Source organism: Pseudanabaena biceps PCC 7429 (assembly GCF_000332215.1).
In the GTDB taxonomy this organism is placed as follows: domain Bacteria; phylum Cyanobacteriota; class Cyanobacteriia; order Pseudanabaenales; family Pseudanabaenaceae; genus Pseudanabaena; species Pseudanabaena biceps.
In genome coordinates this window covers 1-14,790 of record NZ_ALWB01000130.1, presented here as the reverse complement: position 1 = coordinate 14,790, position 14,790 = coordinate 1, and the positions used below count along the sequence as shown (strand labels likewise).

16 protein-coding genes are annotated in these 14,790 nt (G+C 43.4%); 6 read left to right on the top strand and 10 right to left on the bottom strand.

Annotated elements, in window-relative coordinates:
• Positions 1-56: 56 nt before the first annotated feature.
• The 4 genes from PSE7429_RS14585 to rpsD all read right to left on the bottom strand — a co-directional run bounded on the left by PSE7429_RS14585 (position 57) and on the right by rpsD (position 2,708).
• Positions 57-632, bottom strand: a complete 576-nt coding sequence (locus tag PSE7429_RS14585) for a peroxiredoxin (RefSeq protein WP_009628003.1) — start codon at positions 630-632, stop codon at positions 57-59.
• Positions 633-647: 15 nt separating this feature from the next.
• On the bottom strand, positions 648-1,391 hold the full coding sequence (locus PSE7429_RS14580; RefSeq protein ID WP_009628002.1) for a DUF4335 domain-containing protein: 744 nt from the start codon (positions 1,389-1,391) through the stop codon (positions 648-650).
• On the bottom strand, positions 1,391-1,978 hold the full coding sequence (locus PSE7429_RS14575) for a DUF3038 domain-containing protein (RefSeq protein WP_009628001.1): 588 nt from the start codon (positions 1,976-1,978) through the stop codon (positions 1,391-1,393). The genes PSE7429_RS14580 and PSE7429_RS14575 overlap by 1 nt, the downstream gene beginning before the upstream one ends.
• 121 nt (positions 1,979-2,099) lie before the next feature.
• Positions 2,100-2,708 (bottom strand): 30S ribosomal protein S4, encoded by a 609-nt coding sequence (gene rpsD, locus PSE7429_RS14570; RefSeq protein ID WP_009628000.1) that lies wholly within the window; start codon positions 2,706-2,708, stop codon positions 2,100-2,102.
• A 539-nt stretch (positions 2,709-3,247) separates the two neighbouring features.
• Here rpsD and PSE7429_RS14565 point away from each other — a divergent pair.
• From PSE7429_RS14565 to PSE7429_RS14540, 6 genes are all read left to right on the top strand, one after another.
• Complete coding sequence (locus tag PSE7429_RS14565) at positions 3,248-3,751, top strand: hypothetical protein (protein WP_009627999.1); 504 nt, start codon at positions 3,248-3,250, stop codon at positions 3,749-3,751.
• A 236-nt stretch (positions 3,752-3,987) separates the two neighbouring features.
• A complete protein-coding gene (locus PSE7429_RS14560) occupies positions 3,988-4,536 on the top strand; it encodes a LeuD/DmdB family oxidoreductase small subunit (protein WP_009627998.1) in 549 nt (182 codons plus the stop codon).
• A gap of 17 nt (positions 4,537-4,553) precedes the next feature.
• Complete coding sequence (locus PSE7429_RS14555) at positions 4,554-4,925, top strand: 2Fe-2S iron-sulfur cluster-binding protein (protein WP_009627997.1); 372 nt, start codon at positions 4,554-4,556, stop codon at positions 4,923-4,925.
• A gap of 56 nt (positions 4,926-4,981) precedes the next feature.
• Positions 4,982-5,563, top strand: coding sequence for a thermonuclease family protein (locus tag PSE7429_RS14550; protein WP_009627996.1), 582 nt, complete (start codon positions 4,982-4,984; stop codon positions 5,561-5,563).
• A gap of 737 nt (positions 5,564-6,300) precedes the next feature.
• Positions 6,301-6,909 carry a cysteine hydrolase gene (locus tag PSE7429_RS14545; RefSeq protein WP_009627995.1) on the top strand — a complete coding sequence of 203 codons (609 nt, stop codon included), beginning with the start codon at positions 6,301-6,303 and terminating at the stop codon, positions 6,907-6,909.
• Positions 6,910-6,920: 11 nt separating this feature from the next.
• Positions 6,921-8,324, top strand: coding sequence for a PAS domain-containing sensor histidine kinase (locus PSE7429_RS14540; RefSeq protein WP_202950450.1), 1,404 nt, complete (start codon positions 6,921-6,923; stop codon positions 8,322-8,324).
• Positions 8,325-8,532: 208 nt separating this feature from the next.
• Here PSE7429_RS14540 and PSE7429_RS14535 read toward each other — a convergent pair whose 3' ends face one another.
• From PSE7429_RS14535 to ssuD, 6 genes are all read right to left on the bottom strand, one after another.
• Positions 8,533-9,282 carry an ABC transporter ATP-binding protein gene (locus PSE7429_RS14535; RefSeq protein ID WP_009627993.1) on the bottom strand — a complete coding sequence of 250 codons (750 nt, stop codon included), beginning with the start codon at positions 9,280-9,282 and terminating at the stop codon, positions 8,533-8,535.
• Positions 9,283-9,292: 10 nt separating this feature from the next.
• On the bottom strand, positions 9,293-10,147 hold the full coding sequence (locus tag PSE7429_RS14530) for an ABC transporter permease (protein WP_009627992.1): 855 nt from the start codon (positions 10,145-10,147) through the stop codon (positions 9,293-9,295).
• A gap of 33 nt (positions 10,148-10,180) precedes the next feature.
• A complete protein-coding gene (locus PSE7429_RS14525) occupies positions 10,181-11,260 on the bottom strand; it encodes an aliphatic sulfonate ABC transporter substrate-binding protein (protein ID WP_009627991.1) in 1,080 nt (359 codons plus the stop codon).
• Between the two features lie 395 nt (positions 11,261-11,655).
• A complete protein-coding gene (gene ssuE, locus PSE7429_RS14520; protein WP_009627990.1) occupies positions 11,656-12,198 on the bottom strand; it encodes an NADPH-dependent FMN reductase in 543 nt (180 codons plus the stop codon).
• Between the two features lie 105 nt (positions 12,199-12,303).
• Entirely contained in the window at positions 12,304-13,143 is an 840-nt protein-coding gene (gene ssuC, locus PSE7429_RS14515; protein WP_009627989.1) for an aliphatic sulfonate ABC transporter permease SsuC, read from the bottom strand.
• Positions 13,144-14,394, bottom strand: coding sequence for an FMNH2-dependent alkanesulfonate monooxygenase (gene ssuD / locus PSE7429_RS14510; RefSeq protein WP_009627988.1), 1,251 nt, complete (start codon positions 14,392-14,394; stop codon positions 13,144-13,146).
• Between the last annotated feature and the right edge of the window lie 396 nt (positions 14,395-14,790).

The following is a 14,790-nucleotide window of genomic DNA, read 5'->3' as shown; positions in this document are numbered from 1 at the left end:
AAACCCAGTAAGGGTTTTAAAATCACAAAATGGCGTAGCCATTTTGTGATTTGGTATTAAGAATTATTTTGAACTTTGATCGTTGCCATCCCCTGTTGCCAATCCACAGGACAAACCTCATTTTCGTGGATCTGGGTATGTTGAATTGCTTTGAGAGTACGAAGAGTTTCGTCAATACTACGACCAAAGGCAAGATTATTAATAGTTGCATGTTGAAGGATACCTGATTTATCGATGATAAATAAACCACGCAAAGCAACGCCTACATCGGGATCGAGAACATTAAAAGATGTAGCGATCGCCTTAGTGAGATCGGAGACAAGCGGACATTTAACATCACCACCAAGTCCACCATCAGCGAGAGGAGTTTGAATCCAAGCTAGGTGAGCGTAATGACTATCAACGGAAATGCCGATTACCTCCGTATTTAATTTGGCAAATTCCTCATAGCGATCGCTGAAGGCGATCACCTCCGTGGGACAGACAAAAGTAAAGTCAAGGGGATAAAAAAATAAAACTACATATTTATTTTTTTGATAGCTGGAAAGCCTAATCTTCGTAAATTCCTGATCGACTACTGCATCTGCTTCAAAATCTGGTGCAGGATTGCCAACCCTTAAGAATTCAGCCATAGCTTGTCTCTTTTTTTATCTGGGGCTAGTGGTTGGCGATGACTCAGGGCTAGAAGAGCTAGTTGGGTTTGGTGAAGCTGCGGGGCTGGCAGAACTTTCAGGACTAGATGAGCTGGTAGGACTCGGTGAAGCTTCGGGACTAGAGGAACTTTCAGGACTTGCCGCTGGTGGTTTAGAAACTTTAGGCAAAGGTTTAGTTTGCACAGGAAGAGTTTGGGCAGGCTTCGGCTGTGGTTTGGGGATGGGGATGAAGTATAAAACCGTAGCGGCGATCGCTAAACTCACTACTCCAGCGATCGCAGGCAATGCTTGATTATTTAACTGAGATTGTGATCGATAGTCAGAAATTTGGGTTACTAATTTCAGATCAGGCAAAGTTATCGGATCGCAACATAAACGATCTAGACTCTCCATCAGATCAAATAGCTGAATCGTATTTAACTCGATCTGGAGTTGCTTGGGATTATGGGCATCGGCTTCGTTGAGTGATACCGATAGAACGTGGAGATGCTTGCCTTGGGGTTCGATCCGCACCAGTTTTTCAGGAATTGCCACTAAGATATTACTCTTTAGCGCTTGGGCATAGGCTCCTACAACTTTAACCAGCGCATTGAGCAGTTCTAAGCCACCGACAATGGGCTCAGCGTGATGGTTAAATCGACAACTAAAGCCAGTCAGAATGGAAATTACATCACCACTAGTGACGATCCCATCGACTAGCAAAGTGCAACTGGGCAAACTATAGCTGCGTTGAATCATTAGGCGATCGCTCCATCAAACAGACTATTCCATAGGCGATATTCGCCAGCGATACCACTACATAGCAATAGGCGCGTTAGCAATTGCAGGGCTAACTCGCGAATTTCTTGTTTATTTAAAGGGGATGGGGATCGCATTCGTCCAATATACAGAGACGTAAAGCGATCAATATAATTTTCTAAAAAACCTTGGTTTTGCTGTAAGCCTAACGCTTCAATCTTACCCTCGCTAATCTGCCGATCGGTGCTCAGTAGCAAGCGCAAACCAGTATCTAACTGTTTGGCGATCGTACAGACAATTTTTACTAAAGCCTTTAACTCATCCCAACTAAGACTCGCACGCTGATAATTGCGACGAAGCGGATTAGTATTTCGCAGTCGCCAAAAAGCTACACGACTGGGAATCGTTTTTTCTAAACCTAGCTGCTCGATTAAGACCAGTATGACCTCAACTGCCTCTAAGTCCAGCGCCTCGATCGCTAGAAGCAGGTGATCGATATCCATACGGATACTGCGGGGACAACCCCTAACAAAATCCTTAGGAACGTGTAAATCGAGGTTTACAGGAGCAGAAATATTTAACTGCATAATTCGCAGTGAAGTTGAACCTAATAGAGTTTACCCAATTGGCAGTTTACCCAGTTGGAAGGCGTTCAGCTACAAGCAATTTATCTAAGAACAACAAAGCCCGTAGCTGAGTGCTTCAACCTTAAGCTTGGCGTGAGTAGTACTCAATAACCAGCAGTTCGTTCACTTGCAATGCTACCCATTCACGCTCGACAACGCCATTGACTTTACCAGTCATCTTTGCCTTATCGAATTCTAAATGGCTAGGAATGTTGGACAAGCCTGGGAATTCGAGGTTACGCTCGACAATTTTGCGAGACTTTTCATTATCTTTCACGCTAATTACTTCACCAGGGCGCACACCATAACTAGGAATAGTTACGCTTTTGCCATTGATGGTGATGTGTCCGTGATTTACTAATTGACGCGCAGCAGGAATCGTTGGCGCAAATCCCATGCGGAAAACAGTATTATCTAGACGCATTTCTAGCAGTTGTAGCAATACTAGTCCTGTAGAACCCTTAACTCTTCTGGCTCGACGCACATAGCGCAGCATTTGAGTTTCAGTAAGACCATAATTAAAACGTAGTTTTTGCTTTTCCTCAAGACGCACAGCATACTCAGAACGCTTTTTGCGATCTTGACCATGTTGTCCAGGTGGATAAGCGTGCTTAGGTTGTTTGCGACTTAGACCGGGAAGCTCTCCGAGTCTTCTGACGATTCTGAGGCGCGGACCTCTATAACGGGACATAGCTCCTTCCTTGTTACTGTTGAAAACTTGACAGCCTATCTAGTATATGGCAACTTTGCCAAATTTATGACACCAATTATTAGGATTTGGCACTGCTTACTAAACTGCTTACTAAGTAGCTGTGCATAATTAAAATCCAGATTAAAAAGCTGTGGCGCATGCTGCGCGCGCCACAGCTTTGGGGCTTTTACATTTAATTGCGACTGGCTACCTAGCTGAGGTTTCCTGCTCGTCAATAATCAAGAGCCTCATTTGTGGCAACTCCCTTCCCAACCAAAAAATAGGCATTATTTAGTTGTACGCGGCGAAGCCGCGCACGGTAGTCCTAAAAAGGAAAGGATTTAAACAGGTAAGGATGGGCGGCGCTTCGCGCCGCCCATCCTTACCTGTTTAGCACTACCGCCGCGCACACCTAATTATTTACTGGGAAGGGGGTATCACCCCAAAAATACAGACATCGGTTAAGTAGTTTGATTCTCTGGGGTTAAGTGATATTGTGTAGTTATTCGTTCAGTAAGTAGTAAACGAGAGGGATTTGTTTGACTCAGTCAATTAATCTACCCAAGCTAGACGATTTTTTGCAAGAGCTTGCGACGATACAGCAACAAGGCTCAAAGCGAATTGCGTTTTTAGGCTCCCGCCATGTGCCATTGACTCACCAACTGCTGATCGAACTGCTCAGCTATGCCTTGGCACTATCTGGTAACAGTATTATTACCTCTGGGGCAACAGGTACAAATTTTGCGGCAATTCGTGGTGCTTTAAGGGCTGACCCTAATTTGTTGACCGTAATTCTACCGCAGAGCCTTGATAAACAGCCCTATGAGTCTCGCGAACAGTTAGAAAATGTGATTCATTTAATCGAGCATAGTGAAAATGACACTTTATCTTTGGCTGAAGCGAGTAGTCTGTGTAACCAAGAAATTATTTCTAAGTGTCAGCAACTAATCTGCTTTGCATTTCATGGTAGCGAGACTTTATTGCAGACTTGCCAAGATGCTGAAGAACAACGCAAAGTGGTAACTCTGTTTTATTTTGACTAATTATTTTGACTGATTTTATTCTGAATGCGATTTTGACTAAACAATAAGTAGCTGGGTACAATTAAATATAAAAGACCAAAAGCTGTAGCGCACGCGCAGCATCCGCTACAGCTTTTGATTCTGGGGTTTAATTATGCCCAGCCACTTAGGAAAGATTATTTCAGACCGATTTCTAGATCAATCACTGTTTTCTAGCACTGTTTTCTAGACTAATGACTGTTTTATAGATAAAAACTATGAGTAAGACAATTAAGGGCAAAGTATTTGTATTAGATGACAATATCGATACTGACCAAATTATTCCTGCAGAATATCTCACCCTCGTTCCTTCTAAGCCCGATGAATACGAGAAGCTTGGTAGCTACGCCATGATTGGATTACCCGATCGCTACGATCGCTTTATTGCTGAAGGTGAGAGCAAAACCATCTATGCGATTATCGTCGCAGGTGAAAATTTTGGTTGCGGGTCTTCGAGGGAACATGCACCGATTGCCCTTGGGGCGGCGGGACTGGAAGCCGTGGTTGCTCAATCCTACGCGAGAATTTTCTTTCGCAACTGTACCGCCACGGGCGAGCTATATCCTTGGGAGTCGGTCGAACGTTTAATTGATAACTTTAAGACTGGGGAAGAAGCGACGATTGATTTTGATCGCAATCTCATTATTAATGAAACCACTGGTCTGACTTTTGCTCTGAAATCTTTGGGCGATGTCCGTCCTGTAATAGATGCTGGGGGCTTATTCGATTACGCTCGGCAAACGGGTATGATTCCTACTCGCGTATAAAAATCGCGTATAAATTTATGTCTTACCACATTCGCATCCACGATCGCCAAAACGATAAGTTCTACGAAGCCGATATCGAAGGAGATCGCTATATTCTCGAATCCTTAGAATCACAAGGGATTGAGCTACCTTTCTCCTGTCTGAATGGTGCTTGTACGGCTTGCGCCATGCGTGTAAAGTCGGGCAAGATCGATCAGCATGAAGTGATTGGTCTATCCAAAACATTGCAAGATGAGGGTTATGCCCTAATTTGTTCTGGCTATGCGCAGTCAGATCTAGAGCTAGAAACTCAAGATGAAGATGAGGTCTATCGGCTCCAGTTTGGCAACTTTTTTGCCAAACGCAAACGCCACTGGTTTCAGTTTGGCATTCCCATCGATCATGACTAGATTTTGTAAAGGACGCAAAGCGTCCTTTACATTTTGAATTGGATGTGCCCCAATCTATGAGTTCTAAAACAGGGAAAAAAGAGGGAATTACTTCATCCACGCCACGTTGGTTGGTATTAACGGGAATATTAGTTGTATTTTTAATAGTTGCAAATATCGTGCTTGCATTTATGCAGCCTAGCGATCGCGTCAATGGCGAGCTATGGCTGATCAATCGAGTAATTAGCGGTCAAACCGTTGAAGCTTCAGTTCTGAACAATCCTAATATGACCGTACAGAGAGTGCGCCTGTTGGGATTAAGTGCCCCTCTAAAAGAACAGGCTCCTTGGGGCGATCGCGCTCGTCAGCGCTTGTCAGATTTGGTCAAAGAACAGAAAGTGATTCTGGAATTTGATGTCAAGCAAAAGGACAACTCTGATCGCTTACTTGCCTATATTTGGAAAGATAAATTATTAGTCAATCAATATTTGGTCGGTGAGGGTTTAGCGATCGCCGATCCCTATCCTCCTAATAGCAAGTACGATGCAAGAATCAGTCGTGCCCAATCAAAAGCAAGATTACAAGAATTGGGGATATGGGATACTCAAAACCCATTACGCCTTAGCCCTAGAGATTTTCGTCGGCAATTAAGCAATTAAATTTAAATAGGGCTTCGACTACGCTCAGTCATCGGGATATGCTGGCTGAGCGTAGTCGAAGCTTCTCACAACTCATTTAGAATTGCTCATTTAGAATTGCTTAGGACATAAAACCCTAAAGATGAGGGGCGGCGCTTTGCGCCGCCCCTCATCTTTAGGGTTTTATGTCCTCGCTATCTCTTATACCAATTCACGAAAGTGTGACAACACTTTCGTGAATTAAAACCAAACCTAGTAAGGGTTTGAGAAACTAAAAATAGCGTAGCCATTTTTAGTTTTGGTATTACGGTGCTATATAAGAGAGTGAGTTCTTGTCAAAAAATCGTTAAGATTGCCATGTATGGCAATCTTAAATCAAAAGATGAGGGGTGGCGCTTTGCGCCGCCCCTCATCTTTTGATTTTTATGTCTTGATACACTTGGCAATAGCTATATTTGATTTAACTTTTATTCATAATTTATCGACACTCTATTTGTTATTATCTTGTTTCTAAGGTGAACTTTTATTCTCATCAAATTTGAGGTATTTCTTTGCATAGCCAAATGAGAATTAAATATAAAAATTCTAGCCTGTAGCGTATACCACACTTGGACTACAGGATACATTTCTATTTTAGAACTATACATAATGATTTAGATAAATCAGATAAAATACTGATTGATATACTTCATAAACTGGGTAAAATAACTTTATGTTTCTTAAAGTCTGTATACAATATTTTTTGGCTAGAAGTATATATGAATACCCACAATACAGCCTTACTGCTGATCGGTTTTCAAAATGACTATTTTGCCCCTAACGGAATTTTGCATGGCATAGTTGAAGAGTCTTCTAAAGTTACGAATGCACTATCTAATACAATTCATCTTTTAGATTGTTTGGAACCCACTTCAGTATTGATTGTAGAAACACCGATCTTCTTTACTTCTAGTTATGAAGAAATGGTTGATCCAATTGGCATTCTCAAAACAATTAAAGAGGTGGGAGCATTTCAAGCGGGAACGGAAGGATCGAAAACTATTGAAGAGTTGAATCGGTTTAAACATCGGATTTTGCGTGTCCCAGGGAAACGAGGTTTTAATGCCTTTGTTAATACCAACCTAAATGAAATCCTGCAACAACATGCGATCGAAAATATCGTTTTGGCGGGAACTGTTACCTCAGTTTGTATTGATTCCACGGGACGTTCTGCGCATGAACAAGGATATCAGGTTACAATTCTCTCTGACTGCACCTCCGCCAGAACTGTATTTGAGCAGTCATTCTATTGCGAAAATATTTTTCCTCTGTATGCTAATGTCGTCACTCACACTGAGCTTTTGAGCCAGCTTGCACTTAGCCCATGAACCCTGATGAGATGACAAACGAACTGAATACACAAATTCATTATCGCTTGATTGAAAAACTCTCGGAATCAGAGCGACGTTATCGAGAGTTAGTTGAAAGCTTAAGAGAGATCGTTTTTAAGTGTGATCCATCGGGCTGTTTTACCTTTCTCAATCGAGCTTGGACTGAGACTTTGGGGTATAACATTGCTGAATCTCTCTCTCAGCCGCTTTCTAATTTTCTGGCTCCAGAAGATTTAGCGCGAGGGCAACAGTTGCTCGATCAATTGCAAAAGCAACAGGTGGTGATTGGTCAAGAATTGCGATTTCAACATCAATCGGGAGTGATTGTCTGGCTAGAACTATCGGCTTATTCTAGCAATCAGAGTGAGGGGGGGGGCTCCTTAACGAATATTACCGACCGTAAGCTTGCCGAAGCAGCTTTGCAAGAAGTCAATGAGGTTCTAGAAATACGTGTAGAGCAACGCACAGCCGAATTAAAAAAGGCTTTGCAAGATTTACATCGGACGCAGACTCAATTGGTGCAGAACGAAAAAATGTCTAGTTTAGGGCAACTGGTGGCTGGGGTTGCCCATGAAATTAACAATCCCGTTAATTTCATTCACGGCAATCTGACTTACGCTACTCAATATGTCTCAGATTTGCTCAAGGCGATCGCTTTGTATCAAAAACATAGTACTGGGATCGCTGATGAAGTTAGGGCAGAGTTAGAGGGACTGGATTTAGATTTTTTAACGCAGGATCTCACGAAGTTATTGACATCCATGAAGGTTGGCTCCGATCGCATTCGTCAAATTGTGTTGTCATTGCGTAATTTTTCGCGATTGGATGAAGCTGAATTTAAAGCTGTCAATATCCATGAAGGAATTGACAGCACGTTAATGATTTTGCAACATCGTCTCAAGGATCAAAATAACCAAAATCATAATTCTGGTATTCAAGTGATTAAAAAGTATGACAAGCTCCCGATGGTAGAGTGTTACGCTGGGCAGCTAAATCAGGTATTTATGAATTTGTTGACCAATGCGATCGATGCCCTCGAAGAATTATCCTGCATTGCTAACAAGAATCTTGGGAAGGAAACTACTCATAGCAAGCCCCAGCTAGCAGACTGGCAACCGACCATTACCATTGTTACCGAATTAAAAGAAGCCGATCCTTTGCTTGGTCTAGCTGTGGTGATGATTCGGATTAAGGATAACGGTGTGGGTATGGCTCAAGAGGTCATAGATCGCATTTTTGAACCATTTTTTACGACAAAGCCCGTTGGCAAAGGGACGGGTATGGGGTTGTCCATCAGTTACCAAATTATTACCGAAAGGCATGGTGGGATTCTCCGATGTCTATCGACCATAGGGCAAGGAACAGAGTTTTTGATTCAGATTCCTATTTCCCAGTCTAGTATTTCTCAATAGTCCTAAGCTATAGTCAGTAATGGTAGAACAAACATAAAACCGAATAGAGAGTTGCGGCGCGAAGCGCCGCAACTCTCTATTCGGTTTGATTTTTGTCCTAATATTGCTGACTATAGCTATAACTTGAAAACCCTTACTAGGTTTAGTTTTCAATCCATAAAAGTGTTGTCACACTTTCGTGAATAGGTATTAGAAGGGAGGCTAAGGGCTAGGCTTCAATAGCTAACCGATCGCCCGTGAGATCCAAAGCATCCAAAAGCTGCTCTTTCCAATATTGGAGATGGCGATCGGTGCGCCGACGAGGGCGAGGCAGATCGATCGCTAATTCCTGATAAATGCGTCCAGGGTTGCCATGCATCACAATTACGCGATCGCTTAGCATCAGTGCTTCTTCGACATCGTGAGTGACGAGAACCATCGTCGGGTGGTCGTATTCCCAAATTTTTAGGAGATGATCCTGCAAACTCAGTCTCGTAAATGCATCGAGGGCGCTAAAGGGTTCATCGAGTAGTAAAATCGAAGGATTGGTCACAAGGGCGCGAGCGATCGCCACCCTCTGAGCCATACCTCCCGAAAGTTGTCTTGGCAAAGCCTTCGCAAATTCCGTTAACCCAACCTTGGTAATGATTTCACCCGTTAAGAGATTACGTTGGGTTTTCGGTAGATGCTGTAACCCGAACTGAATATTTTCCCAAACCGTCAGCCAAGGCATCAGCCGCGCTTCTTGGAAAATAAGACTAATATCAGCATGGGGCTTAGTGATAATTTGTTTATCAATGCGAACCATGCCTCTAGTGGGAAGTTCTAACCCTGCAATGATGCGTAAAAGCGTGCTTTTGCCACAGCCACTCGTACCGATGAGGCTAACGATTTCTGTCTTATTGACTTGAAGATCGACCGACTCTAAGCCCACAAAACCGTTACTAAATCGCTTATGTAATCCTTCAATTACTAACATTATGGGTTCCTTAAGTAGGGGATAAATAGGCATCTTGCCAATAGAGAACATGTCTAGAAATAAAGGCGATCGCGCCATCGGTGACTTTTCCTAATAGGGCAAATAGGAGAATGCTGGCTAGGGTTAACTCGGGGCGACCAGTCGTCTGTCCATCCACTAGCAAAAATCCCAATCCCTGACTCGCTCCCATTAATTCAGCCGCCACGACGAACATCCATCCCAGTCCTAAACCACTTCGCAAACCGACGATATAGGCGGGAATTGTGGCTGGCAAGAAGACGCGCTGAATTAGTTGCAATCCATTTAAACGATAGATTTTGCCAACTTCGACTAATTTGCGATCGACAGACTGAATGCCACTCATCAGGCTCAAATAGACAGGAAAAAAGACTCCAACTGCAATCAGCGCGATTTTTGGGGTTTCTTGAATTCCCATCCATAGCAAAAATAGGGGAACCCACGCGAGAGAAGGAATACCACGAAGAGATTGAAGCAATGGATCGATGAGATCATGGATGATGCGCGAATAGCCTGTGATTGCTCCCAGAATGGTGGCAAATCCCACCCCGATCGCAAAGCCCAGAAATACACGATAAAGAGTAATTCCGATATGTTTCCAAAGATCGCCAGTTTTGGCTAAATCTCCAATCGTGCTAAGCACCGTGGAAGGTGCGGGTAAGAGATTGGGGGCGACCCAGCCTGATTTAGAAGCAATTTCCCAAATGACTAACAGCATCGCTGGTACGATCGCTCCTTTAATCCAGCCCAATTTGTTTAGCGATCGCTCTATTTGGGCTAGAAAATTAGGCGATCGGTTACCTCTAAATTCGTCATTTATTTGATTAGGCGATAGAGAACTGCTCATATATTTGTTCCTGATGGATAGGCATCTCTTCTTTTACTTAGCCAACTTCTTCAAGTACTGCGGATCGATCAAGGCATCAACGACTTTTGGAACATCGGTATCAGCCTTAATCACACCACTCTTTTTGAGAACATCTCCCGCCGCTAAAATTACGGTTTTCTGCTCTTCCCCGATCGCCGAATTGGTAAGATCGGTACGTTCCAACTGTTTCCCTGCCACCGCATCAGATAGCTTAGAAGCCTTAATCAAGATTTGCTTGAATTCCGCAGGATTCTTGATCGCCCAATCTCTTCCTTTTTCGTAGATCTGTAAAACTCTAGTAATGTATTCTGGATAATCCTTCGCAAAGGCTTCCCTGACATTCAATACACCGTAGCTATTAAAGGAAGTCTCACGGAAGAATAGCTTGGAATTTTGCTCCACTTCCGATTTTGCCATGTGCGGATCCAGCCCAGCCCATGCATCGACATCGCCTTTTTCAAGAGCGGCCCGACCATCGGCGTGCTGCAATGGTACAATTTCCACATCCTTATCGCTTAAGCCAAATTTATCTAAGGCTCGCAATAAGAAGATAAAGGGATCGGTTCCGCGAGTTGCGGCAATCTTTTTACCCTTAAGTTCGGTCACAGATTTAATATTTGAGTTAGCGCCCACAACCAAAGCTGCCCATTCGGGTTTGGAATAGACATACACGGATTTAATGGGGTTGCCATTGGCTTTGCCGATCAAAGCCGCCGCACCAGCCGTAGAGCCAAAATCAAGACTACTACCATTGAGGAATTCCAAAGCCTTGTTACTGCCTTGACTTAAGACCCATTCCACTTTGACGTTATCTTTGCTGAGGTCTTCTTCTAGCCACCCCTTCTCTTTGATAACTAAGCTAACAGGATTGTAATAGGCGTAATCTAGCTTGATGACAGCAGGTTTACTAACCAGTGCGGGGGCATTGGTGGTATTGGGTTGGGGACTTGTCGCGGTCTGCTGGGAATTGCTGCAACTATTGAGAGCGAAAACGGCAAAAACTGCCATAAAGGACAGTAACCAGCCTGTAAAGCGCTTGCGACCGAGCAATCCTAACTTGCGATTGCGATTTAGATTTCTTCTGTTTGACATTGATCCTACTGCTGAAAACTTGATGGTTTATATAAAGTGATGTGGATAGAAGTTTTTATTTTGTCCGTCGCAAAATGAAAACCGTAAATCTTTACTGCGATCGCTTTTATACCAATTCACGAAAGTGTTGTCACACTTTCGTGAATTAAAAACTAAATCTACTCCCTTCCTAGTGAAGAATTAGGTGTTGTGGCGCTTCGCGCCGCAACGCTCTCCCTTCCTAGTGAATAACTAGATGTTGCGGCGCTTCGCGCCGCAAGGCTAATTAGTGGTTTTTGATGTCTATTTCTTTGGTAGAAAGCGAGTAGTAAGGGTTTTCAAGTTAAGAAATGGCGCAGCCATTTCTTAACTTGGTATTACACTTTGGGAATGAGTGCGTACTCATTCCCAAAATCCTATGCTTGGGGAGAATGCTTTATCGCTTTGAGAAGTTCTTCTAGGGACTCTTTCAACCTTTGGTCGATCTCCTCTTCCAAAATTACGGTCTGGCTGTCGCTCCAAGTTACTTGCTTGTCCACCGTATAGACCACCCCGAGAATATGTCTTGCTCCCAACTCACTCAGCACGGGCTTGAGGGTAAAGTCGATCGCTAATAAATGGGCGATCGAACCACCCGTTGCAACGGGCAGTACAACCTTATCGGTCAGAGCCTTTTGCGGTAACAAATCGAGAAAAGTTTTGAGTAAGCCTGTGTAGGATGCTTTGTAGATGGGAGTCGAGATAATTACTGCATCAGCTTTCGCTAGTAAGGATTTGGGTTGTTCCAAATTAGGACTATTGTATTTGCCAAACACTAAATCTTCGGCAGGGAGATCGCGCACTGAGAGCAGATCGGTATTTACGCCTTTGTCCTGAAGTAGGGCGATCGCATATTCCAAAATACCTTGTGAGCGCGAAGGAGCAGAAGGGCTACCGTTAATTAAAAGAATATTAGTCATAGTTAGCAGTGAATTGCAAATTAATGAAATAAATTAATGAAATAAATTAATGAAATAAATTGTTGGGCATTGATTGGTTGGGATAGAAACCAAACAGAGTTCTGACTAGCTGCCGTTATAGGCGGGATGCCATTTCAGAAGAACTGATTCTAAATAGCGGGCGATCGCATCGGCTAATTTGCCCAGCAGGGCATAGAGCAAAATCGCAAATACCACCACATCGGTTTGTAAAAATTCCCTTGCATTCATTGCCAGATAGCCAATACCCGAATCAGCAGCGATCGTTTCTGACACGATTAGGGTCAGCCACATAATCCCTAGAGAGAAGCGTACGCCCACTAAAATCGAAGGTAAAGCTCCTGGTAAGACAATATGCAAAAATACCCCAAAGGCATTTAAACCATAGACCTTGCCCATTTCGATCAGTCCCGTATCAACGGTACGAATACCGTGGAAAGTATTCAAGTAAATGGGGAACATGACCCCAATCACCACTAGAAAGATTTTTGCCTCTTCACCGATGCCGAACCAAAGAATGACTAGAGGTATGAGGGCAAGGTGAGGGATATTCCGAAGCATTTGGAGCGAGGTATCGAGTAGGGTCTCCGCAATCAGAAATGTGCCATTAATCAGCCCTAATAAAAAGCCGATCCCACCACCGATCGCAAAGCCAATTAACGCTCTCGTACCGCTGATCGTAATATGCTTGAGGAGTTCTCCTGACTGAGCCAACTTAATGCCGACCTTAAAGATATCTAACGGTGCGGGCAAAATCTTGGCTGATAACCAACCAATCTGCGAAAAAATTTGCCATATGACAATTGCAAAAATGGGAACTAGCCAAGGTAAAAAGCCGCGCCAGATTTTAGATAGAACATTGCCAGACTTTTGTGGTAACTTCCTTGGGAATGATTTGTTTGTTGAAATACCTAGAGACTGTTCCATTTAATCCACCGTTGGTTGAGTCTCTTTTGCAGGAATAGGAAAAGGACTGGGGAAAGAATTTGGGAAAGAATTTACAAAGCTATTCGCAGGGCTATTAATTGGGTTATTAACTGGGCTATTAACTGGCTCCTTAGGCAAATCCTCATTAGCTAAAATTTCTCCAAAAGGTCCTGTCATTAATTGACGATCGCTTGAGGGTAAATTCTCTAAGGGTAAATATGGGAAGAGTAATTCCGCCGTTCGATAGGCTTCCTCTAAATGGGGATAGCCAGAAAGAATAAAGTTATCAACGCCAAGATCTTTGTACTCTAACAATCTCTTCGCAACAGTATCGGGATCGCCCACTAGCGCCGTTCCCGCTCCACCCCGAATCAGCCCCACACCTGCCCAAAGGTCGGGACTAATTTCTAGGTTGTCTCTCTTACCACCGTGAAGTTGTGACATCCGTTGTTGACCAACGGAATCCATCCGCGCATAGACCTGTTGTGCTTTAGCGATCGATTGCTCGTCAACATAACGAATCAGATTATTAGCCGCTTCCCAAGCTTCGCTTTTAGTCTCGCGCACGATGACATGTAACCGAATGCCATATTTAAGTTGTCTATTTTGTGCTTCTGCGAGCTTTTTCACAACGGAAATTTTTTCTGCTACCTGTGCAGGTGGCTCGCCCCATGTTAGGTAAGTATCGATATGTTTGCTAGCTATTTGTTGGGCGATCGCAGAAGATCCGCCAAACCATAGTGGAGGATGGGGTTTTTGAATTGGAGTAAAAAGAAGTTTGCCATCACGAATATCGAGATATTCTCCTTTAAAGTTAGAAGAACCCGCACAAATTTCGCGCCAAGCGGTTAAAAACTCATCCGTTAATTCGTATCTTGCGGTGTGATCGAGGTGTAAACCATCTCCCGCTAATTCCACGGGATCGCCACCAGTAACTACATTAATCAACAATCTCCCACCCGATAGACGATCAAAGGTGGCAGCCATTCTTGCGGCAACTCCAGGAGACATTAACCCAGGACGAATTGCTACCAAGAATTTCATCCGCTGGGTTACGGGAATCAGGGTCGAAGCAACAATCCAAGCATCATCACAGGATCGTCCCGTCGGTAAGAGTGCGCCCGTAAAACCAAGGCGATCGACTGCCTGAGCAATTTGCTGAAGATAATCCAAATTAGTGGCTCGTCCACCGATACTCGTTCCCAAATAGCGACCATCACCGTGGGTGGGAATAAACCAAAAAATTTGCACAATTCACTCCTATTGTCTAAGTTATACCAATTCACGAAAGTGTGACAACACTTTTATGAATTAAAAACCAAACCCAGTAAGGGTTTTCAAAGCTTAAAATGGCATAGCCATTTTGAGCTTTGGTATTAATGGGGCTGTAAATGAGTCGGGGCCCATCGACAACCGCAAAATATATCACGGTTAAACTACGGTAAATACTTGTTGTTATCGTAGTTTAGCTAGTATTGCACAAAGAATTCCCTAAGAGCAATAAATCTACGGTTTGCTTATGACAATTAAGGTGGTTTTTTCCTACCAGCTATAGCTAATACCAAAGCTCAAAATGGCTACGCCATTTTGAGCTTTGGTATTAGGACAAAAATCAAACCCAATAGAGAGTTGCGGCGCTTCGCGCCG

What these genes read in the sequence shown, in the direction of transcription:
- PSE7429_RS14530 (WP_009627992.1), bottom strand. Translation starts at nt 10,147, where the DNA reads ATGAGCAGTTCTCTATCGCCTAATCAAATAAATGACGAATTTAGAGGT.
- rpsD (WP_009628000.1), bottom strand. Translation starts at nt 2,708, where the DNA reads ATGTCCCGTTATAGAGGTCCGCGCCTCAGAATCGTCAGAAGACTCGGA.
- PSE7429_RS14580 (WP_009628002.1), bottom strand. Translation starts at nt 1,391, where the DNA reads ATGATTCAACGCAGCTATAGTTTGCCCAGTTGCACTTTGCTAGTCGAT.
- PSE7429_RS14555 (WP_009627997.1), top strand. Translation starts at nt 4,554, where the DNA reads ATGTCTTACCACATTCGCATCCACGATCGCCAAAACGATAAGTTCTAC.
- PSE7429_RS14535 (WP_009627993.1), bottom strand. Translation starts at nt 9,282, where the DNA reads ATGTTAGTAATTGAAGGATTACATAAGCGATTTAGTAACGGTTTTGTG.
- PSE7429_RS14550 (WP_009627996.1), top strand. Translation starts at nt 4,982, where the DNA reads ATGAGTTCTAAAACAGGGAAAAAAGAGGGAATTACTTCATCCACGCCA.
- ssuE (WP_009627990.1), bottom strand. Translation starts at nt 12,198, where the DNA reads ATGACTAATATTCTTTTAATTAACGGTAGCCCTTCTGCTCCTTCGCGC.
- PSE7429_RS14575 (WP_009628001.1), bottom strand. Translation starts at nt 1,978, where the DNA reads ATGCAGTTAAATATTTCTGCTCCTGTAAACCTCGATTTACACGTTCCT.
- PSE7429_RS14545 (WP_009627995.1), top strand. Translation starts at nt 6,301, where the DNA reads ATGAATACCCACAATACAGCCTTACTGCTGATCGGTTTTCAAAATGAC.
- PSE7429_RS14560 (WP_009627998.1), top strand. Translation starts at nt 3,988, where the DNA reads ATGAGTAAGACAATTAAGGGCAAAGTATTTGTATTAGATGACAATATC.
- PSE7429_RS14540 (WP_202950450.1), top strand. Translation starts at nt 6,921, where the DNA reads ATGACAAACGAACTGAATACACAAATTCATTATCGCTTGATTGAAAAA.
- PSE7429_RS14525 (WP_009627991.1), bottom strand. Translation starts at nt 11,260, where the DNA reads ATGTCAAACAGAAGAAATCTAAATCGCAATCGCAAGTTAGGATTGCTC.
- PSE7429_RS14585 (WP_009628003.1), bottom strand. Translation starts at nt 632, where the DNA reads ATGGCTGAATTCTTAAGGGTTGGCAATCCTGCACCAGATTTTGAAGCA.
- ssuC (WP_009627989.1), bottom strand. Translation starts at nt 13,143, where the DNA reads ATGGAACAGTCTCTAGGTATTTCAACAAACAAATCATTCCCAAGGAAG.